The organism is Actinoplanes campanulatus (genome assembly GCF_014647795.1).
GTDB lineage: Bacteria > Actinomycetota > Actinomycetes > Mycobacteriales > Micromonosporaceae > Actinoplanes > Actinoplanes campanulatus.
Window position 1 is genome coordinate 974,826 of the sequence record NZ_BMPW01000001.1, and the last position, 22,928, is coordinate 997,753.

24 protein-coding genes and 1 tRNA gene are annotated in these 22,928 nt (G+C 71.4%); 11 read left to right on the forward strand and 14 right to left on the reverse strand.

The genetic code is table 11. The features are described from left to right. Positions 1-31: 31 nt before the first annotated feature. Genes IEZ13_RS04305 through argS form a run of 4 tightly spaced genes read right to left on the reverse strand, consistent with a single transcriptional unit; the run spans position 32 to position 4,748 of the window. On the reverse strand, positions 32-400 hold the full coding sequence (locus IEZ13_RS04305; protein WP_183216831.1) for a VOC family protein: 369 nt from the start codon (positions 398-400) through the stop codon (positions 32-34). Continuing rightward, positions 400-1,698, reverse strand: coding sequence for a homoserine dehydrogenase (locus IEZ13_RS04310; protein WP_183216833.1), 1,299 nt, complete (start codon positions 1,696-1,698; stop codon positions 400-402). Before IEZ13_RS04310 ends, IEZ13_RS04305 begins: the two co-directional genes overlap by 1 nt. Then, positions 1,695-3,080, reverse strand: coding sequence for a diaminopimelate decarboxylase (gene lysA, locus IEZ13_RS04315; protein WP_183216835.1), 1,386 nt, complete (start codon positions 3,078-3,080; stop codon positions 1,695-1,697). Before lysA ends, IEZ13_RS04310 begins: the two co-directional genes overlap by 4 nt. A 3-nt stretch (positions 3,081-3,083) precedes the next feature. Then, the gene (argS, locus tag IEZ13_RS04320; RefSeq protein WP_183216837.1) at positions 3,084-4,748 is read right to left on the reverse strand and encodes an arginine--tRNA ligase; all 1,665 of its coding nucleotides are present in this window, start codon (positions 4,746-4,748) and stop codon (positions 3,084-3,086) included. 86 nt (positions 4,749-4,834) lie between these two features. Between argS and IEZ13_RS04325 the strand changes: the two genes are divergently transcribed. The 5 genes from IEZ13_RS04325 to ptsP all read left to right on the forward strand — a co-directional run bounded on the left by IEZ13_RS04325 (position 4,835) and on the right by ptsP (position 8,836). After that, entirely contained in the window at positions 4,835-5,629 is a 795-nt protein-coding gene (locus tag IEZ13_RS04325; protein ID WP_183216839.1) for a DUF3105 domain-containing protein, read from the forward strand. A 2-nt stretch (positions 5,630-5,631) separates the two neighbouring features. Next, entirely contained in the window at positions 5,632-6,246 is a 615-nt protein-coding gene (locus IEZ13_RS04330; RefSeq protein ID WP_183216841.1) for a DUF305 domain-containing protein, read from the forward strand. A gap of 106 nt (positions 6,247-6,352) precedes the next feature. Continuing rightward, positions 6,353-6,424, forward strand: a tRNA-Arg gene (locus IEZ13_RS04335). 433 nt (positions 6,425-6,857) lie between these two features. Beyond that, entirely contained in the window at positions 6,858-7,115 is a 258-nt protein-coding gene (locus IEZ13_RS04340) for an HPr family phosphocarrier protein (protein ID WP_183216843.1), read from the forward strand. Between the two features lie 23 nt (positions 7,116-7,138). Then, positions 7,139-8,836, forward strand: coding sequence for a phosphoenolpyruvate--protein phosphotransferase (gene ptsP, locus IEZ13_RS04345; protein WP_183216845.1), 1,698 nt, complete (start codon positions 7,139-7,141; stop codon positions 8,834-8,836). An 18-nt stretch (positions 8,837-8,854) separates the two neighbouring features. Here ptsP and IEZ13_RS04350 read toward each other — a convergent pair whose 3' ends face one another. The 4 genes from IEZ13_RS04350 to IEZ13_RS04365 all read right to left on the reverse strand — a co-directional run bounded on the left by IEZ13_RS04350 (position 8,855) and on the right by IEZ13_RS04365 (position 13,402). Then, entirely contained in the window at positions 8,855-9,241 is a 387-nt protein-coding gene (locus tag IEZ13_RS04350; RefSeq protein WP_183216846.1) for a SpoIIAA family protein, read from the reverse strand. Beyond that, entirely contained in the window at positions 9,241-9,774 is a 534-nt protein-coding gene (locus tag IEZ13_RS04355) for a hypothetical protein (RefSeq protein ID WP_183216848.1), read from the reverse strand. The genes IEZ13_RS04350 and IEZ13_RS04355 overlap by 1 nt, the downstream gene beginning before the upstream one ends. A 143-nt stretch (positions 9,775-9,917) precedes the next feature. After that, a complete protein-coding gene (locus tag IEZ13_RS04360; protein ID WP_183216850.1) occupies positions 9,918-11,816 on the reverse strand; it encodes a capsular polysaccharide synthesis protein in 1,899 nt (632 codons plus the stop codon). A gap of 77 nt (positions 11,817-11,893) precedes the next feature. Continuing rightward, entirely contained in the window at positions 11,894-13,402 is a 1,509-nt protein-coding gene (locus tag IEZ13_RS04365) for a serine/threonine-protein kinase (RefSeq protein WP_229794431.1), read from the reverse strand. A 90-nt stretch (positions 13,403-13,492) separates the two neighbouring features. Here IEZ13_RS04365 and IEZ13_RS04370 point away from each other — a divergent pair, with 90 nt between their 5' ends. Both IEZ13_RS04370 and IEZ13_RS04375 read left to right on the forward strand, forming a co-directional pair. After that, positions 13,493-15,124, forward strand: a complete 1,632-nt coding sequence (locus IEZ13_RS04370) for a CocE/NonD family hydrolase (protein WP_183216854.1) — start codon at positions 13,493-13,495, stop codon at positions 15,122-15,124. 10 nt (positions 15,125-15,134) lie between these two features. Next, complete coding sequence (locus IEZ13_RS04375) at positions 15,135-15,596, forward strand: hypothetical protein (protein WP_183216856.1); 462 nt, start codon at positions 15,135-15,137, stop codon at positions 15,594-15,596. 194 nt (positions 15,597-15,790) lie between these two features. On the opposite strand, the gene IEZ13_RS04380 is transcribed toward IEZ13_RS04375, so the two are convergent. Next, positions 15,791-16,147, reverse strand: coding sequence for an STAS domain-containing protein (locus IEZ13_RS04380; protein ID WP_183216858.1), 357 nt, complete (start codon positions 16,145-16,147; stop codon positions 15,791-15,793). A 290-nt stretch (positions 16,148-16,437) separates the two neighbouring features. Here IEZ13_RS04380 and IEZ13_RS04385 point away from each other — a divergent pair, with 290 nt between their 5' ends. After that, a complete protein-coding gene (locus IEZ13_RS04385; RefSeq protein ID WP_183216861.1) occupies positions 16,438-17,418 on the forward strand; it encodes a helix-turn-helix transcriptional regulator in 981 nt (326 codons plus the stop codon). A gap of 7 nt (positions 17,419-17,425) precedes the next feature. On the opposite strand, the gene IEZ13_RS04390 is transcribed toward IEZ13_RS04385, so the two are convergent. Continuing rightward, positions 17,426-17,752 (reverse strand): hypothetical protein, encoded by a 327-nt coding sequence (locus IEZ13_RS04390; protein ID WP_183216863.1) that lies wholly within the window; start codon positions 17,750-17,752, stop codon positions 17,426-17,428. Between the two features lie 325 nt (positions 17,753-18,077). On the opposite strand from IEZ13_RS04390, the gene IEZ13_RS04395 reads away from it, so the two are divergent. Beyond that, positions 18,078-18,260 carry a hypothetical protein gene (locus IEZ13_RS04395; protein WP_229794462.1) on the forward strand — a complete coding sequence of 61 codons (183 nt, stop codon included), beginning with the start codon at positions 18,078-18,080 and terminating at the stop codon, positions 18,258-18,260. On the opposite strand, the gene IEZ13_RS04400 is transcribed toward IEZ13_RS04395, so the two are convergent. Then, positions 18,257-19,150, reverse strand: a complete 894-nt coding sequence (locus IEZ13_RS04400) for a Gfo/Idh/MocA family protein (protein WP_183216865.1) — start codon at positions 19,148-19,150, stop codon at positions 18,257-18,259. The genes IEZ13_RS04395 and IEZ13_RS04400 overlap by 4 nt on opposite strands. A 76-nt stretch (positions 19,151-19,226) precedes the next feature. On the opposite strand from IEZ13_RS04400, the gene IEZ13_RS04405 reads away from it, so the two are divergent. Both IEZ13_RS04405 and IEZ13_RS04410 read left to right on the forward strand, forming a co-directional pair. Beyond that, entirely contained in the window at positions 19,227-19,592 is a 366-nt protein-coding gene (locus tag IEZ13_RS04405) for a hypothetical protein (protein ID WP_183216867.1), read from the forward strand. Continuing rightward, on the forward strand, positions 19,585-20,007 hold the full coding sequence (locus tag IEZ13_RS04410; protein WP_183216869.1) for a hypothetical protein: 423 nt from the start codon (positions 19,585-19,587) through the stop codon (positions 20,005-20,007). Before IEZ13_RS04405 ends, IEZ13_RS04410 begins: the two co-directional genes overlap by 8 nt. A 211-nt stretch (positions 20,008-20,218) precedes the next feature. On the opposite strand, the gene IEZ13_RS04415 is transcribed toward IEZ13_RS04410, so the two are convergent. The 3 genes from IEZ13_RS04415 to fabG are packed head-to-tail and all read right to left on the reverse strand — an operon-like array spanning position 20,219 to position 22,891. After that, positions 20,219-21,679: a glutathionylspermidine synthase family protein gene (locus IEZ13_RS04415; RefSeq protein ID WP_183216871.1), complete on the reverse strand. Its 1,461-nt coding sequence runs from the start codon at positions 21,677-21,679 to the stop codon at positions 20,219-20,221. A gap of 1 nt (position 21,680) precedes the next feature. Further along, the gene (locus IEZ13_RS04420) at positions 21,681-22,079 is read right to left on the reverse strand and encodes a hypothetical protein (RefSeq protein WP_183216873.1); all 399 of its coding nucleotides are present in this window, start codon (positions 22,077-22,079) and stop codon (positions 21,681-21,683) included. Positions 22,080-22,126: 47 nt separating this feature from the next. After that, on the reverse strand, positions 22,127-22,891 hold the full coding sequence (gene fabG, locus IEZ13_RS04425) for a 3-oxoacyl-ACP reductase FabG (RefSeq protein WP_183216875.1): 765 nt from the start codon (positions 22,889-22,891) through the stop codon (positions 22,127-22,129). Positions 22,892-22,928: the final 37 nt, after the last annotated feature.

The following is a 22,928-nucleotide window of genomic DNA, read 5'->3' on the forward strand; positions in this document are numbered from 1 at the left end:
TCGCGTGTCAATCTTCGAGAATTTCCGGCCATTATTCAGGACGGTGACAGACAGCCTCGACGTTGTTCCCGTCCGGGTCGCGGACGAAGGCGCCGTAGTAGTGCTCGTGGTACTCCGGGTGCAGGCCCGGCTCGTGCAGCACCTCGGCCCCGGCCTCGACCGCGGCCCGGAAGAAGGCGTCGACCGCGGGCCGGTCGGCCGCCGCGAAGGCGATGTGGCTCTCGCGGAAGCCCTCGCCCTCGTTGAACTCACCGATCCAGAAATCCGCGTGGTCCGACCCATACCCGATCGCGACCTTGAAGTCCATCAGCCGGCGGCCGCCCAGCGGCGCCAGCACGGCGTCGTAGAAGGCGGCGCTGCGCGACAGATCGGCGCATTGGAACCCGACGTGGTCCAGCATCAGCCGGCCCCTCCCTCGACACGCAGCACGCTGGCGATCGACCGGACGATGTCCAGCCGGGACAGTGAGTCCACGGTCGCGGCGAGGGCCGCGTCGGGCGCGCTGTGGGTGACGATCACCAGCTTCGCGTCGTCCGCCCGGCCGGACTGGCGGACCGTCGCGATGGACACCTCGTGCTGGGCGAACACCCCGGCCACGCTGGCCAGGACGCCCGGCTTCTCGGCCACGTCCAGGCTGATGTGGTAGCGGGTGAGCGACTCGCCGATCGGGCGGACCGTCAGCTTGGCGTAGTTGCTCTCGCTCGGCGCCCGGGCCCCGGTCAGCCGGTTGCGGGCCGCCGCCACGATGTCGCCGAGGACCGCGCTGGCGGTCGGGCGGCCACCCGCGCCGCGGCCGTAGAACATCAGCGGCCCGGCCGCCTCGGTCTCCACGAACACCGCGTTGAAGGCGTCGCCGACGCCGGCCAGCGGGTGGCTGAGCGGGATCATCGCCGGATGCACCCGGACGCTCACCGAATCGGCGCCGCGCTGCGCGATGCAGAGCAGCTTGATCGTGCAGCCCATCTCCTTGGCGCTGGCCATGTCGCCGGCGGTCACCGCGGTCATGCCCTCACGGAACACGTCGGCGGCGGTGACCCGAGTGTGGAACGCCAGGGAGGCGAGGATGGCGGCCTTGGCGGCGGCGTCGAAGCCCTCGACGTCCGCGGTCGGGTCGGCTTCCGCGTACCCCAGCTCGGTGGCCTCCTCCAGGGCCTCGTTGAAGCCCGCGCCGGTGGCGGCCATCGAGGAGAGGATGAAGTTGGTCGTGCCGTTCACGATGCCGGTGACCGCGGTCACCCGGTCGCCGTGCAGCGACTCGCGCAGCGGGCGCAGCAGTGGGATCGCCCCGGCCACCGACGCCTCGTAGTAGAGATCGGCGCCGCCCTCGGCGGCGGCGTCGTGCAGCGCGCCGCCGTCCTCGGCGAGCAGCGCCTTGTTGGCCGTGATGACGCTCTTGCCGGCCCGGAGCGCCTCGACCAGCCAGGTCCGGGCGGGCTCGATGCCGCCGACGACCTCGATGACCACATCCACGTCGTCGCGCTTGATCAGGCCGAGGGCGTCGGTCGTGAACAGCGACGGGTCGACCGGCAGGTCGCCGCGCTCACGGCCGGGGCGCCGCACCGCGATGCCGGCGATTTCCAGAGGGGCGCCGATCCGGGCGGTCAGGTCCTCCTGCTGCTCGTGCAGCAGACGGACGACCTCGGAACCGACGATGCCGCACCCCAGCAGGGCGAGGCGGACCGATTTGGCGGGGCTCATCCAACATCCAATGCAAGCAGGTCGTCCTCGGTCTCCCGCCGCACGATGACGCGTGCCGCGCCGTCGCGCACCGCCACCACGGGTGGCCGAGGAACGTGGTTGTAGTTGCTGGCCATACTCCGGCAGTAGGCGCCGGTCCCGGGGACCGCAATAAGATCTCCGGGCTGCACGTCGGCGGGCAGGAATTCATCCTTCACGACGATGTCCCCGGACTCACAATGTTTTCCCACCACTCGGGCGAGCATAGGGGTCCCGGCGCTGCTGCGATTGGCGAGCGTGGCCGAATAGGAGGCGTCGTAAAGGGCGGTCCGGATGTTGTCGCTCATGCCGCCGTCGACGCTCACGTAGGTCCGGATGCCATCGACGTCCTTGACCGTCCCCACCTCGTACAACGTGAAGACCGACGGGCCCACGATGGCCCGCCCCGGCTCGATCGACAGGTGCGGCTTGCGCAGCGACGCCAGCTCGCACTCGGACTCGACGATCTTGTTGATCCGCTTCGCCAGGTCTCCAGGGGTGGACGGGTCGTCCTGAGTGGTGTAAGCGATGCCGAACCCACCGCCGAGGTCCAGCTCCGGCAGCTCCACGCCGCGCGCGTCCCGGATCTGCGCCTGGAGCTCCAGGATCCGCCGGGCGGCCACCTCGAACCCGCTGGTGTCGAAGATCTGCGAGCCGATGTGCGAGTGCAGGCCGCGCAGGTCGAGCGCGCCCTCGTCGAGGATCTGCGCGGCGGCCGCGAAAGCCGAACCGCCGGCCAGCGAGAAGCCGAACTTCTGGTCCTCGTGCGCGGTCGCGATGAACTCGTGGGTGTGCGCCTCGACGCCGACGGTCACCCGGATCAGCACGCCGGGCCGCTTGTTCAGCTCGCCGGCCAGCGCGGTCAGGCGGTCGATCTCATGGAACGAGTCGACGATGATCCGGCCCACCCCGGCCTCCAGGGCCCGGCGCAGCTCGCTCTCCGACTTGTTGTTGCCGTGGAAGCCGATCCGCTCGGCCGGGAACCCGGCCGCCAGCGCCACCGCCAGCTCGCCGCCGGAGCAGACGTCGAGGAAGAGCCCCTCCTCGTCGATGATCCGGACGACGGCCTTGCAGATGAACGACTTGCCGGCGTAATAGACGTCGGCCTCGGCGAAGGCGGCCGCGAAGTCCCGGCAGCGGGCCCGCAGATCGTCCTCGTCCAGCAGGTACGCCGGGGTGCCGTAGTCGGCGGCCAGATCGAGGACGTTCACGCCGCCGATCTCCAGGGACCCGGCCCCGGTACGGCTCACGGTCCGCGGCCACAGCTGCGGCACCAGGGCGTTCACGTCCTCCGGGCTACGCAGCCAGGCCGGCCCGCGGCTGCCGAGGTCACCGTGCAGGGCCCCGGCCTCGTGTGCGCGCATGCTCTACATCCTCTCCGGCGCGGAGACCCCGAGGAGGGCCAACCCGTTGGCGATCACCGTACGAGTGGCGTCGTTGAGCCACAGCCGGGCGCGGTGCAGGTCGGTGATCTCCTCGTCGCCCATCGGAGTGACCCGGCACTTGTCATAGAACCGGTGGTAGTCGCCGGCGACCTTCTCCAGGTAGCGCGCGACGTGGTGCGGCTCCCGCAGCTCCGCCGAGCGGGCGACGACGTCCGGGTACTCGTTCAGGCTCTTCAGGAGGGCGTTCTCCTTCTCGTGGCTGAGCAGCTCCGGCTTCATGTCGGCGGCGTCGCCCCGGGTGAGCCCGGCGTCGGCGCCGTTGCGGGCCACGTTCGCGGTACGGGCCGCGACGTACTGCACGTAGTAGACCGGGTTGTCGTTGCCGGCCCGGGTCCACAGGTCGATGTCGATGTCGATCGGGGAGTCCGAGGAGTAGCGGGCCAGCGCGTACCGGGTGGCGTCGACGCCCAGCGCCTCGACGAAGTCCTCCAGGGTGACCACCGTCCCGGCGCGCTTGCTCATCCGCACCGGCTCGCCGTCACGGACCAGGTTGACCATCTGGCCGATCAGGATCTCCAGGTTCTTCGCCGGGTCGTCGCCGAAGCACGCGGCCATCGCCTTCATCCGGCCGATGTAGCCGTGGTGGTCGGCGCCCAGCATGATCACGACCCGCTCGAAGCCGCGCTTGCGCTTGTCCAGGTAGTAGGCGCAGTCGGCGGCGAAGTACGTCCAGTCGCCGTCGGACTTGCGCAGCACCCGGTCCTTGTCGTCACCGAAGTCGGTGGTGCGCAGCCAGGTCGCGCCGTCCTGCTCGAAGATGTGCCCCTGCTCGCGCAGCCGGTCCAGAGCCTCCTGGAGCTCGCCGCGGTCGTGCAGGTCCTTCTCGTTGAAGTAGGTGTCGAAGTGCACGCCGAACTCGGTCAGCGACTTCTTGATCTCGGCGAACATCAGCTCGACGCCGACCCGCCGGAAGGTCTCCTGCGCGGCCTCCGGCTCCTGGGACAGCACCTCCGGCTCGGCCTTGACCACGTCGGCCGCGATCTCGGCGATGTAGGCGCCGCCGTAGCCGTCCTCCGGCGCCGCCTCACCCTTGGCGGCGGCGAGCAGCGAGCGGGCGAACCGGTCGATCTGCGAACCGGCGTCGTTGAAGTAGTACTCCGTGCCGACGTCGGCGCCGGCGGTCCGCAGCACCCGGGAGAGGGCATCGCCCACGGCGGCCCAGCGGACCCCGCCGATGTGCACCGGACCGGTCGGGTTGGCCGACACGAACTCCAGGTTGACACGCTCCCCGGCGAGCCGGTCGGTACGCCCGTAGGCTGAACCGGCGAGCACGATGTCGCGGGCCAGCACGCCGGCCGCGGCCGCGTCGAGCCGGATGTTCAGGAAGCCGGGACCCGCGATCTCCACCGATTTGACGCCGTCCCGGCGGCCCAGCTCCTCAGCCAGCGCCGCGGCCAGCTCACGCGGGGCGACCCCGACCTTCTTGCCCAGTTGGAGGGCGAGCGTCGAGGCGTAGTCGCCGTGCTCGGGGTTACGCGGACGCTCCACCGTCGTCGTGGCGGGCAGCGCGCCGACGTCGAGTCCACGCGTCTCGAAAATGGCACGAGCGGCTGAGAGAACGGTGTCAGCAAGGTTGGCGGGAGTCACTCAACCATGCTATCGGGGGTAGACTTCGTCGTTCGGCGGCCACCCGAGCCCCGCCCCTCCCCATTCAGACGAATCGACGAGGCACGATGAGCATGAGCACGCCGGGGCCCGAACGGGTCCCGTCCACCGTCAAGGTCGACAAGACCACTGGCCAGGGCAAGCCGCCGACGGCGAGGTCCGGCGCGAACCGGCCAGGGGGCAACCGGCCCGCCGGAAAGGGCGGGAAGGGCGGAAAGGGCCGCAAGCCGGTCACTCCGGTCAAGGTGGCCGGCGGACGCAACTGGGGGCCGATCGCGGTCGCCGGCGTCGTCGTCCTGATCGCGGTCGGCATCATCGGCTGGGGGGTCGTCGCATCGATCCAGCAGGAGAAGAAGCAAGCCGTGCCGTGGGCCGACCGGGCCGCCGCGATCGCGGGCATCACCAACTTCCGCGAGTCGAACCCGGATCTGGTGAAGGGCAGCCAGCACAAGAACGGCAAGCTGGCGTACGAGCAGCAGCCCCCGGTCGCCGGTGAGCACAACCCGAGCTGGCAGAACTGCAACGGCGTCGTCTACTCCGAGCCGATCGCGAACGAGCACGCGGTGCACAGCATGGAGCACGGCACCGTCTGGGTGACCTACAAGCAGGGCCTCCCCTCCGACCAGGTGGAGAAGCTGGCCGACCGGGTCGAGGGCAAGGAGAAGCTCATGCTGAGCCCGGTGCCCGGCCTGAGCAGCAACGTCTCCCTCCAGGCCTGGGGCTACCAGCTGAAGGTCGACTCGGTGGACGACCCGCGGATCGACGAGTTCATCCAGTCGCTGCGGATCAACGCGTCGATCGAGGGCCCGACCGCGGCCTGTGACGGCGGCGTGTCGGCCACCGGCGTCGTCCCGCAGAGCTGACCTTGTCCACGGAGAAGCGCCGCTTCGGCTACTGGCTGCCCGCGACCCTGGTGGCCGGCCTGCTGCTGGGCGTCGCGATCGGATTCCTCATCCCCCGCGGCGAGGACCTGCCGGCCGACGACTCCGCGGAGGCCGGCTTCGCACGGGACATGTCCACCCACCACTCGCAGGCCGTGGAGATGGGCATGATCGCCTACACCCGCGCGACCAACGACGAGGTCCGGATGATGGCCCGCGACATCGCTCTCACCCAGCAGGGTCAGATCGGCATGTTCCAGGCGTGGCTGCGCGAGTGGAATCTCCAGCCGACCGGTTCGAAGCCGGCCATGTCGTGGATGCCGGGCGGGGCGGAGAGCGTGAAGGACGGCCTGATGCCCGGCATGGCCACCCCGGAGGAGCTGAAGCAGCTCCGGGAGGCCACCGGCCTCGACGAGGACCGCCTCTTCATGAAGCTGATGATCAACCACCACCTGGGCGGCATCCACATGGCCCAGGAGGTGGTGGAGCTGAGCGACGACCCGGAGGTCGTCGAGTCGGCGCAGCTCTCCATCAACAGCCAGCAGCGCGACCTGACCGACATGCAGGATCTCCAGAAGCGGCTCGACACCGCCTCCTGAACTGCGCTTATCGATGGGCCGCCGGCATCATGCCGGCGGCCCGCCGTGTTTTCGCGATACCGATTGGCCGGGGCCTCGGGAGCCCTGCTAGGCTCATCCTCACTGAGCCCCCGTAGCTCAGGGGATAGAGCGTCGCCCTCCGGAGGCGAAAGCGCAGGTTCGAATCCTGCCGGGGGCACGAGTTCCAGGCCGCCATGTGTTCGCTGAGAAGCGCGAACCTGGTGGCCTCGTCATTTTCCCCTTCGGCCCTGCCGTGGGGCTAGCAGGTCTGGGACGTATTCCTCATAAATGCGTGCATCTTGCGTTGCATCATAGATGCCTTATTTGGGACGTATTCAGGGTAGTTCGACTAGTACAGTGCGTAGTTGTCGACACGACCTTGCCTCGGCTACGCGGGAAGAGGCCAACACGCCGCCTGGAGCGCCTGGGGGACTCCAGACGTCCACGACTCAGATCCGAGCCTGGGCGAGGAGTTGCGGGGCGGTGACCGTCGCCGTCACCGACGTGGCCTGATCACCACTCAGCCGGCGGCGATGGTGGTGATCGGCACCGCGCTGTCCGCCGCCAACCCATCTGGCCCGTCCGCGGGCATCCGTGCAGGAAGACTCACCATGCCGACCAGCACCGTCGTCGTAGGATCCGTCGTCGGGCTGCACGCCCGGCCTGCCGCCATCATCGCCGCCGCCGTGAACGAGACGGGCGAAGAGGTGACCATGGCGATACCCGGCGGTGATCCGGTCGATGCCGGCTCGGCGATGCTCATCATGGCTCTCGGCGCCGCCCTGGGAGACCCCGTCGAGGTCTCCAGTCCGTCGCAGTCCGCGCACGACAGGATCGCCGCTCTCGTCACTCAGGACCTGAGCGCCTGACCTCGGTCGCAGAAGGACGGCCCATGTCCGCCTCCGCTGAGACAGCAGGCATCCTCCAGGGCACGCCGGTGGTTCCGGGCCTGGCCTTCGGGCCCGTCGTCACCATCGTCGCCGGCATCCCCGAGGAGGCGGTCACCGCGTTCCGCGACCGCTTCTCCGGCACCGCGCGGGACGCTCTACAGCTTTTCGACGGCGCCGTGGCCGCAGTCGCGGCGAGTCTCGCCGACAGGGCCGCGAAGGCGTCCGGGGACGCCGCGGAGGTCCTGCTGGCCACCGCCGAACTGGCCCGTGACAAGGGGCTGCGGGCGGCCGTGGCGAAGCGGATGGACGGCGAGGTGGATCTGCCCGACGCCCTGCACGGCGCCGTGAACCAGTTCGCCGACCTGTTCGCGAAGATGGGCGGCCTGATGGCCGAGCGGGTCACCGACCTGCGTGACATCGAGCAGCGGTTGCTGGCCCGCATCGTCGGCGTCGCCGAACCCGGCCTGGAGCTGCCCGACGTCCCGTCGATCCTGGTGGCCTCCGATCTCGCGCCCGCTGACACCGCGGGCCTCGACCCGGCCCGGGTGGTCGCGCTGGTGATCGAACTGGGCGGCCCCACCAGCCACACCGCGATCATCGCCCGTCAGCTCAGCCTGCCCTGCGTCGTCGGCGTCACCGGAGCCACCACCGTCGCCCCGGGTACCCCGGTCCTCGTCAACGGCATCACCGGCGCGATCGAGGTCAATCCGGACACCGCCGGCGCCGTCGCCCGGGTCGATGCCGAACGGATCCGGCACGCCGCCCTGGCGTCCTGGAACGGACCGGCCGCCACCTCGGACGGTCAGCGCATCAAGGTGCTGGCCAACGTCGCCGACGGCGCCTCCGCACGCCAGGCCGCGGCCGCCCCGGTGGAGGGCGTCGGCCTGTTCCGTACCGAACTGTGCTTCCTCAACACGACCACCGAACCGACCGTGGCGGAGCAGACCGCCATCTACGGTGAGGTGCTGTCCGCGTTCGGTCCCGACCGGCACGTCGTCGTCCGTACCCTCGACGCGGGGTCGGACAAGCCGATCGCCTACGCCACTCCCGCCGCGGAGGAGAACCCCGCTCTCGGGGTCCGCGGGCTGCGGCTGTCCTTCACCGACCCCAGCATGCTGGAGCGGCAGATCGAGGCCATCGCCGCCGCCGCCGCGGTCACCGGCACCAGGCCTTGGGTGATGGCGCCGATGGTCGCCACCGTGGCCGAGGCGGCGACCTTCGCCGGCCGGGTCCGCCGGTACGGCCTGACCGCCGGTGTCATGGTGGAGACCCCCTCGGCGGCGCTGTTGGCCGACCGGATCCTGACCGTCGTCGACTTCCTCTCGATCGGCACCAACGACCTGACCCAGTACACGATGGCCGCCGACCGGATGGCCACCCAGCTGGCGCATCTCACCGACCCGTGGCAGCCGGCCGTGCTCCAGCTGATCGCGATCACCGCCCGCGCCGGGCAGCGGGCGGGCAAGCCCGTCGGTGTGTGCGGTGAGGCCGCCGCCGACCCGGCGCTGGCGGCGGTGCTGCTCGGCCTGGGCATCACGTCGCTGTCCATGGCCGCGGCGGCGGTCCGACCGGTCGGGGCGCAGCTCGGTCAGGTCACGGCGCGGCAGTGCTCCCGGGCCGCCGAGGTGGCGCTCGCGGCAGGCGACCCCGCCGAGGCGCGGGACGCGGCCCGCGCCGCGCTCAGCCGGCTGACGGAATGAGCGCGGGCCGGGACAGGTTCAGTGGCCGGGCCGCACGGCCAGCCAATCCGTCGCGGCCGCCAGGTCGGCCCGGGGGAAATGGCGCACCTCGCCGGGGATGGTCCGGCCGAAGACCGTCAGCGCACGGGTCACCCACTCGGCGTCGGAGACCAGTGCGATCCGCTCCCACAGCGAGTGGTGCCGCAGGGCCGTCCCGAGCCCGAATTTCAGGTCCTCCCAGAACGCCCCGGGCTGGAACCACCCGCAGTCGTCGTCGACGACCACCAGCAAGCGGATCCGCCAGCCCTCCCCCAGCGCGGCCCGGGTCCGCGGGAGGAAGACCGTACGGTATTCCTCCCGCGTCACCGATCCGGCGAACCGGAAGCCCAGAACGGTCTCCGGCAGGTCCGGCAGAACCTCGATCATTACTTCTCCCCGGCCTCGGCGACGTCCTTCTCGATCTCGGCGGTGTCGGCCTGCAACTCCCGGGTGGCGGTCTTCTCGGCGTTGGCCATCGCCTGCTCCACCTTCGAGCCGATGTCCGCGACGGCGATCACCACCAGCCCGGCCTGGCCCTCGTCCAGGTATTCGCCCAGTTCCTTGAGGTCGTGCCGGCTCAGCCCGGCCGCGGCGTGACCGGCCAGCGCCCCGAGGGCCACGCCCCCGGCCGTGCTCGCCGCCAGCAGCCCGCCGCCGATCGCCGCGAACGGGAACAGCGCCACGACCAGCCCGGTGGCCAGACCGAAGCCGCCGCCCACCACACCGCCCACCCGGGTCGGCGTCTCGTGCTGTTTGACGATCGCGGTCTTGCCGTTCGCCTTGCGCTCGATGACCGCCGCGTCGTACGCGTCGATCAGGTTCGCTTTCCGGTGCAGCTCCTTCACCGCGTCGTAGTCGGCCCGCGCCTGGGCCACACTCGAGTACGCCCCGACATAGACCAGGAACGTGTCCACTGCCATCGCTGGCTCCCTTCTCACGGATCTCCGCAGGATGCCGTGCTCCGGCGGTGGACCGCCTCACCCCGGGTAGATGAGAGATCCGGGTGAGACCCATTATGGGAGACAATTCCTGGGAATCCCGAGAAATGCACGAAAGGGCGCGGTCACGCACCGTAGGAATGGTCGCCCCGAATGATCCGGGCCAGATACGACTCGCTGCTCAACTCGCCCGGGTCGTAACGCAGGCGCAGCTTGTGCGCGAACGCCCCCTCCATGATCGTCTGAAACATCTCCGGCTCGTACGGCCGCAGCATGACCGACCGCAGCGCGTGCGGCGGCGTAGCGTTGAGCCGCAGCCCGGCGTCCCACTCGGCCCGGAACCGGTCGTCGGAGTGCCACAGCATCTCGAAGACGTGGTGGTGCAGCAGCGGGTCGATCAGCTCGCCGCGCTTCTCCCACCACAGGAACGACGCGGCCCGCCACAGGTGCATGACGTAGCTGTCGGCACGGGCGGCCAGGAACCAGTTCGACAGGTAGGGACCGGTGTAGTCGAACGCGAAGACGCTCCCCTTGGCGAGCGCCCGGTCGACGTGCGGGCGCAGCGGCTCGGAGACGAAGCAGGTGGCGTCCACCCAGACCCCGCCGAACTTCTCCAGCAGCAGCATCCGCAGCAGCTCGGAGAAGTGCCCGTGGTCGTCCTTCAGCGCGACGGCCAGGTCCTCCGGCACGTCGACGTAGTTGCCGATGTCGTCCCGGGACAGCGCGTGCACGCCCGGGTTGTGTGCCCGCAACGCCGCGAGGCAGGCCCGGACCACCGGCGGCGCGGCGTCGAAGCCCTGCGCCCAGTAGACGAAGATCGGCTGGTCGAAGCGGCTGCGCACCGGACGGTCCAGCCGCTGCGCCACCTGCGTACGGATCTGCCCGAGGTGCTCGGCCAGGAAGATCCCCAGCTCCCGGCGGGCGCCGAAGGCCGGTACGTCGGAGTCCAGCACGGCCGGCCCGTCGAACGGCAGCTTGGTGTCGTGCGCCAGGGCCGCCGCCGAAGCACGCCGGCTGTCGTCCCGGCGCCGGAGCCGGTCGTACGCGGTGGCCAGCGCGTACCCCCGCTCGAAGTCCTCCGGGCTCTTCGCCGCCGCGCCGCGCAGCAGCTGCTCGGCCGCCGCCCAGCGCTCCTCGGCCAGCGCGATCAGGCCCAGCCGGTACGCCGCCTCGCCGTCCGGATCGCCGGCCTTGACGACCCGGCGCAGTTCCGTGCCGGCGGCCTCCAGGTCGTCCTCGGCCAGCGCGATCCGGGCGAGCGCCAGCGGGTCGTCCCCCGCGGACGACCGCAGGAACGCCGCTTCTTCCGCGGTGAGCCGGGGCAGGCCGGCGGCATGGGCTGCGGGCAGCAGCGTCCGGCGTGACGGTGACGCGCCCGGCTCGCCGGTCCACTCGTAGGAGAACCAGGGGTCGTCCGGGGTCGAGCCGTCGAAGTGGGGCATCGGGGCGGCGGTCTCGGTGACCGCGTAGTCGTACCAGACGACCGCGCCCTGCCCGGCGGCCATGCCGGCGCGCAGCCGGACGACCGCGTCCCGGGCGCCCGCCGGGACGGTGAAGGTCACGCTGATCCGGTGGTGCCCGTGCTCGTTGCGGGCGGGCGCCGACCGGGCCGGGGCGGCGGCTGCCGCGTCGTCGGCCGTCCACTCGGCGGCCAGCCGCAGCGCGGACCGGTGCAGCCGGCCGCCGAGCGGTTCGGCGAGGAAGAGCGAGACACTCGCCGTGTAGGTGCCGCCGGGCCGCAGGACGATCCCGGCGGGCGCCGCGAACGTGTCGTCGTCGCCGGTCAGCCCGGTCACCCGCAGGCCGGTCACGCCGGGCAGGCCGGGCACCTCGACGGCCTCGGCCGCCGTTCCGGCGGAGACCGGCACGGCCGCCGGGTCGCCGCGGAACCCCGGGTCCGGCACCAGGTTGAGCACGGACGGCGGGGCCGGGGCCGGTTCGGCCAGCGGTGGCGGCGGGGTGAGCCGGAACGCGGCCCGGAACCGGGTCAGCATGCTCTGGTCGGTGGGTGCGGTCGCCGTCATCGATGTCCCTTCGCAGCGTGCCGCCGCAGTTTAGTCGGACATCCGACGCAGTCCGGCAGCCCGCGGGATCCCCCGTCCTATATCGGCAGCACCACGGCGGACGGCCGGTTCCCCACACACGTCACGGTCATCCGGAAGCGCGCCAGGCCACCGGCGAAGACGACGACCGCGGTCAGCGACGGGCCCCGGTCGACCCGCTCCACGGTGAATCCGGGCCGCGGCTCCCAGGCCAGCAGCTCGGCGCCCGCCGGGACGCACCGGGCCACCACCGACCCGCCCGGCGACTCCAGCCGGGTGCTCCGCGGTTCGGCCGGCCCGGACGGCTCGGTGATGGTCACGCTCGGTTGCGGACCGGGCCTCGACGGCCTCCCCGATCCGTTCGGACCGGCCGGCAGACTGGGCCAGACGAGCGGGACGCTGCTGTTCACCGCCGCTTTGGTGGGCCGGGTGGCGGATTCGGCGGGGCGCGTGACGGCCGGGCCGCCGGCACCACTTCTGGTCACTCCGGGTGAGGCAGCGGGCGGAGCGGCCACGCCGGGCTCGCCGGCCGGGTCACCCTCGCGCCCGGCGAGCAGCATCGGCACGGCGGCGAGCAGGACCGCGGCCAGGGCGCCGGCCAGGAGCCGGGCACGCTTCAGACCCCTTTTCGGTACGGGTGGGACGGGCGCCGTCCACTCGTCCACGGGTGGCTCGATCCGCCGGGTGACCTCGTCGGGGGCGTCCTGGGAATCGGGTGCGGGTCCCCGTACCTCCTCGGTCTTCGGCACGCCCGCGGCCTCGGCGGCGTCGCCCAGAACGCCTGCCACCTCGGCCGCGTCCGGACGCATCCACGGATCCTTGGCCAGGCAGCGGCCGACCAGGTCGATGATCTCGGCGGGCACGCCGGGCAGTTCGGGCAGCGGCAGCGGCTCCTGGTAGACGTGCGCCTCGAGCATCTGGGTGGTGGTCTCCACACTCCACGGCGCGCCCCCGGTGAGCAGCCGGTAGAGCAGCACGCCGAGCGCGTAGACGTCCGAGGCGGGCTCGATCGCGCCGCCGGTGAGCCGTTCCGGCGCCAGGTAGGCGGGTGTGCCGAGCAGGGCGTCCTCGGGCGAGGCGGGCCCGGCCACGGCGGCGATGCCGAAGTCCACCACCTTGGCGCCGGCCGGGGTGACCATGATGTTGGCGAGTTTGACGTCCCGGTGCACGAGCCCGTCGGCGTGCGCGACGGCCAGCGCGGCGGCCACCTCGCCGCAGATCCGGAAGACCGTGCGCGGTGGCACGCGGCCGCGCGACACCCGCTGTTGCAGGGTCGGCCCGTTGATCAGTTCCATCACCACATAGGGGACCGGCTGCCCGTTCTCCTCGCATTCCCCGAAGTCGTAGATCTGCGCGATGTTCGGGTGCGAGAGGGTCGCCGCCGCCCGCGCCTCGTGCAGGATCCGCAGCCCGAACCGGGGGTCGCCGGCATAACGCCCGGCCAGCACCTTCACCGCGACCGGGCGGTTCAGCACCTCGTCCAGGGCGTGCCAGACGACGGCCATGCCGCCGCGGCCGAGTTCATTGATCAGCCGATACCGGCCACCGAGTTTCCGCTCCACCTCCACCCGAGGCAGTCTGCCGAAATGCTCGGGAATTCGCACATCCGAGCCGCGCTCGAATGCCATTCACCTTTCACATTCGGATATCGTGCGGGCATGGTGGTCTCCACGGTGGACAGCATTCTCGGCCGGGTTCTCGGGCAGGCTCCGGCGCTCCATTCGTATTCGATCTCCGAAGTACGCACGCCGATGCGCGACGGCACCGAACTGATTGGTGATCATTTCGCGCCGGATTCCGCCGGCGCCCGGGGGACGGTGCTGATCCGTACGCCGTACGGCCGTGGCTTCCCCACCTCGGCGCTCAACGGGCGGCTGCTGGCCGCCCGCGGCTACCACGTGCTGTTGCAGAGCGTGCGCGGCACGTTCGGCTCCGGCGGCGCGTTCCGGCCGATGGCCCAGGAGACCGAGGACGGTCAGGACACCGTCGCGTGGCTGCGCGGACAGTCCTGGTTCGACGGGCGGCTGGCCACCCTCGGCGCCTCCTACCTCGGGTGGACGCAGTGGACGCTCCTGCAGGACCCGCCGCCCGAGCTGTGCGCCGCGGTGATCTACGTGGCGCCGCACGACTTCCGCGAGGCGGTGTGGGGCACCGGGGCGTTCACCCTGGGCGACTTCCTCGGCTGGAGCGACCAGATCGCCCACCAGGAGGACGGCGGCGGGCTGCGGCGGCTGCTCGGGATGGCGTGGGCGCCCCGCCGGGTGGCGCCCGGCCTCACCGGGCTGCCGCTGCCGCACGCCGCGGTGCCGGTGCTGCGCGGGCGCGCCCCCTGGTACCGGGAGTGGCTGTCCCACCCGGACGGCGACGACCCGTGGTGGGAGCCGTACCGGGCCGGCGCCGCCCTGGCGAAGGCGGACGTGCCGGTGCTGCTGATCGGCGGCTGGCAGGACCTGTTCCTCGACCAGACCCTCCAGCAGTACGCCGTGCTCGCCGGCCGCGGCGCCGACGTGGCCCTCACCGTCGGCCCGTGGACGCACTTCCAGGTCGCCACCCGGGCCGCCGGGCTGGTCGCCCGGGAGAGCGTGGCCTGGCTCGACCAGCACCTCGCCGGTGGGCCGGCCGCCCGGAGACAGCCGGTCCGGGTCTACCGCACCGGGCAGGACGCCTGGCACGAGATGCCGTCCTGGCCGCCGCCGGCCGAGCCGGTCGCCTTCCACCCGCGCGCCGACCGGGGCCTCACCACGGCGGCGCCCGAGCGGCCGGAGGGCAACGCGGCGTTCACCTACGACCCGGCCGACCCGACCCCCTCGGTCGGCGGGCGCACCCTGACCGGGGCGGCCGGGATCCGCGACAACCGGCGGCTGGAGCGCCGTTCCGACGTGCTGACCTTCACCACCGATCCGCTGCCGACCGCGGTCGACGTGATCGGCTCACCCGTCGTGGAGCTGGCGGTCGCGCTGGACAACCCGTACGGCGACGTCTTCGCCCGGATCTGCGACGTCGACGAGCGGGGGCGGTCGTTCAACATCACCGACAAGCACCTGCGCCTCGACCCGGCGACGCCGGCCGGGCAGGTCCAGCAGGTCACCCTGACCCTGGATCCGTGCTTCCACCGGCTCCGGGCCGGTCACCGGCTGCGGTTGCAGATCTCCGGCGGCGCGTTCCCCCGGTTCGCCCGCAACCTGGGCACGCCCGGCGATCCGGCCGAGGGCCGGCACATGGCGCCCTGCCTGCACACCGTCCACCTGTCCGGCACCCGGCTGCTGATCCCGGTGACCGTCCGGCCGTAGGGTCGCCTCCATGACCGATACCTGGCGGCATCTGCCCGCACCGGCCCGCCCGATCGCCGCCTCGGCCACCGCCGCGGTCGCCGCGGTCCGGGCGAAGGACTCGACGGCCCTGGACGACGCGGTGACCGCCCTGGCCGGGCTCGATCCGGCGCAGAGCGGCCTGGTTCTCGGCACCGCGGTGCGCCTGCTGCTCGAGGACGGCCATCCGGACGGGCTCACCGCCGACGACGTACGGGCCACGCTGGCGAGCTGTGTCCGGTCCTGGCCCGAACAGGCCGACCCGCAGGTGGTGCTCTGGCTGCTGGCCGGCGCGCTCGGGGTGCTGGACGAGGACGGGACACCGCCCCCGAAACCGGACGCGCTGGCCCGTAACGCCGCCGTGCTGCTCGCCGACCTGCTGGCCGGCCGGCCGCTCGCCCCGTGGTGGACCGCGACCCTCGCCGAGATCGAGCGGGCCCAGCTCAACGATTAACTTTTTGCACAAACTGCAAGTTCACCTGGGGCGCACGTTGCGCGAGCGAACGGATGCGCTAATGAGAGGTCAACAAGGAGAAGCCGCTCTCCACGCTGAGCGGGGACGAGCGACTGAAGCGGGATCCGCCCCGCACTAGGGCATCCATCGGTGGGGCCGGCCACGATCGGCCGGCCCTCCCCGGACGGGTGACATCAGGACGGGCGCAGGCCCACCGAGGTCCGCGGGCTCGGCGGCTCGGCACAGCCCAGCAGGCCGACCAGCCCGGAGACCCACAGCTGCCGGTAGACGGTGGCGCTCGGGTGGCTGACCACCAGCTTCACGCCGCTCGCCGCGGCCGTGTGGAAGCAGGCGACCAGGATGCCGATCCCGATGCTGTCGATCAGCATCACCCGTTGCAGGTCCAGGCAGATCCGGCTCGGCGTCATGCCGGTCAGGACGTCGTTCACCGCGTCCCGCATGACGTGTGCGTTATCCAGATCGATCTCGCCGCTAGGTGCGATCTCGACGGTGCCGTCAGCCAGCTGGCGGGTCGTGATCGGCAGATACACAGCTGCCCTCTTTCTGGCGCACAGCCGGGGCTGACGCCGACATGCCGCGGGACACTCGGTGCGCCGGCCGGAGAAAGGGGCCGTGCGCTGGAGGCGATCGTTGGAGGACGCCGACCGGAACCCGCGTACCTTCAACAATCCGCTGGTCTGCAAGTTACGCCACGTAGGCGCGGAACGCCAGAGTAGTTCATATGGCCGGAATGCGCTGGAACGGTCACCGCGTGGCGGCCACGTTGACTGTCCACTGACTCGGACCGAAACTCACCGTATGCGTTGGAGCTCCGGCCGGAATGGTTGACGCCCTTCCGCGCGCCACGTCGGCGCCGGGATCCGTCTACTTCGACAGTGTCGACGGTGAGCGTGCCCGTGAGGTCCTGAATCGTTTCTACCACCCTGCGTCGATCGGGGCCGATCTCGAACTGGGCGCCGAGCTGATCCAACTCGGACCGCTCACCGTGGGTCACCTGACGTTCGCTCGTAGCGCAACTCTGGAGGTCGCCGAGGCCGGCGCCTACCACGTCACGCTGCCCACGGCGGGGCTGGTACGGATGCGGCGCGGCGGGCGGGAGCTGACCGCGACCCCGGCCACGGCGCTGGCGTTCCGGCCCGGGGACCGGATCCGCCTGCGGCACGAGCCAAACAGCGCGGAGCTGGGCGTCCGGATCGAGAGCTGGGCCCTGGAGGCGGAGCTCGCCGGGCTGCTGGGTCACCCGATCGAGGGACCGATCGACCTGCCGCCGGCGTTCGACCTGACCGAGGGGCCGGCGCACAGCTGGAGCCGGCTCATCCGGCTGCTCCGCGACGAGCTGGAGCACGAGAGCAGCCTGATCTACGAGCCGGTCATCGCCGAGCAGCTGTGCGGCAGCGTGCTCAGCGGACTGCTGCTCAGTGTCCCGCACCGGTACCACGAGGAGCTGGTGACTCCGTCCGCCGCCGGACCGCCCCGGCCGATCCGCCGGGCCATGGCGGCGATCACCGACGAGCCGGAGTACGCCTTCACGGTCGGCGAGCTGGCCGCCATCGCCGGGATCAGCGTCCGCTCGCTCCAGTCCGGGTTCCGGCGGCACGTCGGCTGCGCGCCGAGGGCCTACCTCCAGGACGTCCGGCTCACCCGGGCGCACGAGGCGCTGCGGCACGGCGATCCGGCCGCCGTCACGGTGGCCGAGGTGGCGCACCGCTGGGGGTTCGCCCATCTCGGCCGGTTCGCGTCGGCGTACCGGAAGCGTTTCGGCGTCTCGCCGTCGGAGACATTGCGGGCCGGGAACACCTGATCGGGTGTCACTCCCCGGGGTCGCAGCGGCGCGGCTGTGGCACCCCTCCGGTGCTTCGCGGCGCCGCGGAGGCCCCGAACAGGTGACCCCGCAGCGGTGTCCAGTCGCTCCAGGCCGCCAGGCGCGGCGGCACCGTGGCCACCTCGCCGTCACCGGCCCGGCACTGCTGCCGCAGGAACGCGACCACGCGCTCGGCGGCCGCCTCACCGTTCTCAACCAGGCTCCGCAGCACCCGGGGATCGGCCGTCTCCACGTCGCGCAGCAGTTCGGCCAGGCCGGACAGGGCCTGGACCACCGCGGACGCGTCCCGCTCGGCGTCCCACAGGCTGGTCACGCCGGCGCTCCCCCAAGCCGGGCCGGCTTCGCTCCGGCTGCGGTGCAATCCGTCGTGCCTCTTGCTGTGCGGTCGGTCATGCAATGCATCCCCTCACCCCGACACGCGCCCGGCGGTCGTCGCGGGCCCGCGACAGCCGCCACCGGGCCGTCCCCCCGGTGCGCGTGACAAGCCGAAAATGTATTCGGCTCGCTACTATGCGTCCATCCGTAACGCGCAGGCTCTGTCCAGTTAGCGCTCAGTTCGACCGGTCCTCGTTGCCGACCCCGCGTAGAACGCCCGGAATCGGGTATCCGCCGATCACACCCGATTCATGGAGGGGGCCATGATGAGCAGCACCGAGACCCGGCCGAACACACCGAACTGGCGGACAGGCGCTGAGCAGCCCTGGGATCCGGAGGATCTGGCCGTCGCGCAGGGTAAGTACCCGACGCCGGAGAACATCGCCCGCGCCAAAGCCGAGCTCGAGCGCGACGGCGCCGCCGCGATCGAGCGCACGGTTCCCTAGCCGGCCAGGGTGATCGTGGTCCGTTCAGTGACCGCCCGCTCGGCGGCGACCAGGATCGCGGTCACCTCGGCGCCGAACCGCACGTCACAGGACGGCCGCTCACCGCCCTCCGCCGCCGTCAGCAGCCCGGAGAGGGCACGGCGCAGCGCGTCGACCGGCGCCCAGTCGACCTGCGGGACGCTCCACACCCCCGCCTCCCCGGCGAAGACCGCCTCCTCACGGGCGGCCGCGGGCGGGGCGTCGACGGCGAGCGTCAACCGGCTCACCGCCCCGCCGATGTGCCGCAGCATGAGATGGGTGAGGTCACGCCCGCCGGCCATCCCGGCCACCTCGGCGACCGGGCCCAGCACCGGGAGCACCAGGGCCAGAGCGTGCGGGCCGACGTCCCAGAGGCCGCCCCGCTCCTTCCGCCACGGCGACGCCCCGAACGGGTTGTCCGGCGTGAAGATCGAGCCCAGGTGGTCGACCCGTGCCTCGGTCCAGCCGCCGGCCGCGACCGCCCCGGCCAGGAAGTCGTCCAGCACCGGGGTGAACCGGCGGGTGAAGAAGACCACCGACGCCACGTCCGCGGCCGCGGCCACGAGCGCATCGGCGTCCGCGGTGCGGGTGGCGATCGGCTTGTCCAGCAGGAGATGCCGTCCGGCGGTGGCCGCCTCGACGGCGAGCGGCGCCTGCACGTCCGGCGGCAGGGCGACCGCGACCGCGTCCACGTCCGCGATCAGGGCGGACGCGTCGGTGTAGGCGGGGACGCCGTACTGACCGGCCAGGGCGGCCGCCTTCTCCGGATCACGCCCCCACACGCCGGCGAACTCCACACCGGGTGAGTCGGCAAGCGCCGGGGCGTGTGCCAACTGAGCCCACGGGCCCGTACCGAAAAGTCCGAAGCGCACCGGATCGACCACCTTCACGTCACTGATCTCCGGGCCGGAAGTTACCAGGCCGGCAGGCCCTCAGTAACCTGGCCGGGTGAACGGTCCCCTGTCGGTGGCGACAATCATCGCCGCCCTAGTCCTGGCGGCGTGGTATCTGCTGCGGGCCGCGCTCGACCGCGCGCCCAGCCGGTTCGACCTGCTCGCCGCCGTCGTGCTCGCGGCGCTGGTCGTGGTTCTCGTCGTGGTCGCCGTGGCCGGCCTCTTCGACGGCGGCCGCCCGGCCGACACCGGGACCTTCGCCGGCTATCTGATCACGACGATCGCCTTCGTCCCGACGGCGCTGGTGCTCGCCAAGATGGAGCCGACCCGCTGGGGCAGCGTGATCCTCGGGGTCGCCTGCCTCGTCCTGCCCGTTCTCGTGCTGCGCCTGCAGCAGATCGCGTCGGTGACCGGTGCCTGAGGAAACCACCGCTACCCGCCCCAGCGACGCCGCGCTCGGCTCCGGCCTCGGCCGGGTGCTGCTGCTCGTCTACGGGATCTTCGCCCTCTCCGCGAGCGCCCGCGCACTGGTGCAGATCACCACCCACTTCGACGAGGCGCCGCTGGCGTACCTGCTGTCCGCCATGGCCGGCCTGGTCTACATCGCGGCCACCGTGGGCCTGGCCCGCGGCGGCCCGCGCGGCCGCCGGATCGCCCTGATCAGCTGCACCATCGAGCTGATCGGCGTGCTGATCATCGGCACCCTGAGCGTGTTGGACAAGGGCGACTTCCCGGACGCCACCGTCTGGTCCAACTTCGGCAGCGGCTACGGCTACGTCCCCTTGGTCCTGCCTTTCATCGGCTTGTGGTGGATCTGGCGCCACAAGCCCGAGTAGCAAGGGCGTAGGTCCACCACACCCGCGCCACCACTCACCCCGCCGCTTTCCAGTGAGCCCCATGCCACAGAACAACCCGCAAAACGCCGCCGGTGACGGGGCGACTGATTTTCCGACGCCGCGGGGTTTGCGGTGGCGGAAAATCAGCCGCCCCGTCACCGGTTACAAGGCGTTTTGCCGCGGAGCGAAGCGGAGCAATCAGGCACAGCAATCAGGCAATACCAACAACATGGGGAACGAAGTTACACGTGTTGGTGGTCACTAGACCGGCGGTGCCGAGGCCCTCGCGGATGCCCATGCCGGCCGGTTCGCCGTCGATCAGCCAGGAGCCGATCACCGGGTGGACGGTGCCCTCCAGGCCGTCGAAGGACGGCAGCTCGCACAGCTCCTGGACGATGTAGCGGCCGTCCGCGCCGTACTCCGAGGGGGTCGAGGTGAGCGGGACGCCGTCGCGGACCAGGGTGACCGAGCCACCCTCGCGGCCCCAGACCGGCTTCTTCGCGTACGACCTCAGCGACCCGGCGCCGGACGACTCGGCGAAGTAGGACGGGAGCAGGTACTTCGACCGTTCCGGATCATCGCCGAAGAGCTTCCACAGCACCGGGAGCAGGGCCTTGTTGCCGAGCAGCGCGGCCTTGTAGGGCGGCTCGATCCACACCGTCCCGCGCTTCTCCGGGTCGGCCATGTTCCGGAAGAACGCCTTGCCGCCCTCCTCGTGCCAGAACCACTCCCACGGGTAGAGCATGAAGACGACGTCGATCGGCTCGGCCCGGTGTTCCTGGCCCGGCCCGGGGACGAAGAGCACCCGGTCGCCGGCCACGTCCCACCCGATCTGGCTCATCGCGATCAGCTCGACCGGGAAGCCGGCCTCCTCCGCGGTCGCCATCAGGTACGCCACGTTCATCCGGTCCTCGCCGGACGTCTCGCTCGTCTCGTACGCGAAATAGATCTTGGGTTTTTCCGGGAGCCAGGGACGCGCCTCGCGCAACTTGGCGATGTTGCGCCGCCACGCGCCCGGATCGCCCGGCTCGCCGGGCTGGTCCTCCCAGCCGACCAGGCGCTCGTGGATCGAGTTCCACTGCCGCCACTCGTGCTGGGCCACACCGGTCTGGTCCATCCAGTGCCACTGGATGACCGCGCCCTCGACCAGGGACGTCGGCGTCTGCGCGTTGAACTCGAGCAGCCTCGGGACCGTGCCGGCGCCGTTGTACCAGAGGTCGAAACGGCCGTAGACGGTCGGCGAGTAGTCCGGCGTCTGCATCGGCAGGCGGCCGTCCGGATCCTTGTCGCGGTGCGTCCAGGTCTCGGCGTCACCGTCGAACCAGGTCCGGAGGATCTGCTCGTGGGTGTACTCGGGGATCCCGATACGGGTCAGGAAGCACGAGTCCGCGGTGCAGACCGAGGTGAAGAAGCCCTGGCGGCGGCCCTCGGCGGTGCGCCGCGGGCACTGACCGGCCATCCAGTCGCCGGCCTCCAGGCACATGGCGTAGAGGGCGGTGGTGGCCGCCTCCAGCTCCTCGATCTCGGCCGCGGTGAACTCGTAGTACGGGCCCTCCTGCCAGTACGAGTACGCCGTCCCGTCGGGCAGGACGTCGTCGTTGTACGTCAGCCCGAGACTGTAGTTGGTGAGCTGCCAACCGTCCCGGACCGGACCGTACGGGATCCGCCGCACCTCAGCCCCCGGACCTGCTCGACGAGCCGCCGCCGCCCTTGCCGACCACGCTCGTCTTGACCGTCCCGTTGCTGATCCGCCCGGTCGACGGCAGCCCGTACTTGGCACGCGAGGCGGCGTCGTTGTACGCGAACTTGGACCCGCCGGAGGGCAGCTTCTGGCCGGCCAGGTAACCCGACCGGTAGCCGGCGGAGTGCCAGATGAAGAAGCCGCTCCCGCCCCCGCCGCCGCCACCGTCGTCGTCGCAGTAGTCCTCGTCGACGATCACACCGTTGGCGTCGGCACAGTAGAAACCCTCGTCGACATATTCGTCGTTGTCGCACGCCGCCGTACCCCCCGCGGCCAGCAGGAGGAAGGTGCTGGTCAACGACACGGTCCGGGAACTCATGCGTCGGTTCATGATTTCTTTGTAACTCTTCTCAGCAAGTTGCCAGCAACCACGTTCCCTCAGTCCCTCGGTCCGCCGGCCACGTAAATCACCTGTCCGGAGACGAATCCGGCACCCTCACTCGCCAGGAAGGCGACCGTGTTCGCCACATCCTCCGGGCGGCCGGCACGGGCCACCGGGATCTGGCTCACCGTGTGCTTCTCGAAGTCGGCGAAGTCGACGCCGATCCGGGCGGCGGTCGCCTTGGTCATGTCGGTCACGATGAAGCCCGGCGCCACCGCGTTCGCCGTGATGCCGAACTTGCCCAGCTCGATCGCGAGGGTCTTGGTGAAGCCCTGGAGCCCGGCCTTGGCGGCGGCGTAGTTGGCCTGGCCGCGGTTGCCGAGGGCGGAGGTGCTGGAGAGGCTGACGATCCGGCCGTACCCGGCGGCGACCATGTGCTGCTGGACGGCCCGGCTGAACAGGAACGCGCCGCGCAGGTGGACGGCCATCACCGTGTCCCAGTCGTCCTCGCTCATCTTGAAGAGCAGGTTGTCGCGCAGCACGCCGGCGTTGTTGACCAGCACGGTCGGCGCGCCCAGCTCGGCGACGGTCCGCTCGACGGCGGCCACCACCTGATCGGAGTCGGCCACGTCGGCGCCGATGGCGATCGCCCGGCCGCCCGCCTCCTCGATCGCGGCCACCGTCTCGGCGCCGGACTTCTCGTCCAGGTCGACGACCGCCACGGCCAGGCCGTCGGCCGCGAGCTTGCGGGCGATCGCGGCGCCGATGCCGCGGGCGGCTCCGGTCACGATGGCGACACGAGAGGGTACGGACTGCGACATTGCGGCCTCCAGCAGTGATCTCCGCGATTGGAGGCGA

Bases quoted from the DNA above. Each gene is read 5' to 3' on its own strand.
- IEZ13_RS04375 (WP_183216856.1), top strand. From the start codon at position 15,135: ATGACCGATACCTGGCGGCATCTGCCCGCACCGGCCCGCCCGATCGCC.
- fabG (WP_183216875.1), bottom strand. From the start codon at position 22,891: ATGTCGCAGTCCGTACCCTCTCGTGTCGCCATCGTGACCGGAGCCGCC.
- IEZ13_RS04310 (WP_183216833.1), bottom strand. From the start codon at position 1,698: ATGAGCCCCGCCAAATCGGTCCGCCTCGCCCTGCTGGGGTGCGGCATC.
- lysA (WP_183216835.1), bottom strand. From the start codon at position 3,080: ATGCGCGCACACGAGGCCGGGGCCCTGCACGGTGACCTCGGCAGCCGC.
- IEZ13_RS04305 (WP_183216831.1), bottom strand. From the start codon at position 400: ATGCTGGACCACGTCGGGTTCCAATGCGCCGATCTGTCGCGCAGCGCC.
- IEZ13_RS04355 (WP_183216848.1), bottom strand. From the start codon at position 9,774: ATGGCAGTGGACACGTTCCTGGTCTATGTCGGGGCGTACTCGAGTGTG.
- ptsP (WP_183216845.1), top strand. From the start codon at position 7,139: ATGTCCGCCTCCGCTGAGACAGCAGGCATCCTCCAGGGCACGCCGGTG.
- IEZ13_RS04350 (WP_183216846.1), bottom strand. From the start codon at position 9,241: ATGATCGAGGTTCTGCCGGACCTGCCGGAGACCGTTCTGGGCTTCCGG.
- IEZ13_RS04325 (WP_183216839.1), top strand. From the start codon at position 4,835: ATGAGCATGAGCACGCCGGGGCCCGAACGGGTCCCGTCCACCGTCAAG.
- IEZ13_RS04395 (WP_229794462.1), top strand. From the start codon at position 18,078: ATGATGAGCAGCACCGAGACCCGGCCGAACACACCGAACTGGCGGACA.
- IEZ13_RS04370 (WP_183216854.1), top strand. From the start codon at position 13,493: ATGGTGGTCTCCACGGTGGACAGCATTCTCGGCCGGGTTCTCGGGCAG.
- IEZ13_RS04420 (WP_183216873.1), bottom strand. From the start codon at position 22,079: ATGAACCGACGCATGAGTTCCCGGACCGTGTCGTTGACCAGCACCTTC.
- IEZ13_RS04385 (WP_183216861.1), top strand. From the start codon at position 16,438: ATGGTTGACGCCCTTCCGCGCGCCACGTCGGCGCCGGGATCCGTCTAC.
- IEZ13_RS04340 (WP_183216843.1), top strand. From the start codon at position 6,858: ATGCCGACCAGCACCGTCGTCGTAGGATCCGTCGTCGGGCTGCACGCC.
- IEZ13_RS04360 (WP_183216850.1), bottom strand. From the start codon at position 11,816: ATGACGGCGACCGCACCCACCGACCAGAGCATGCTGACCCGGTTCCGG.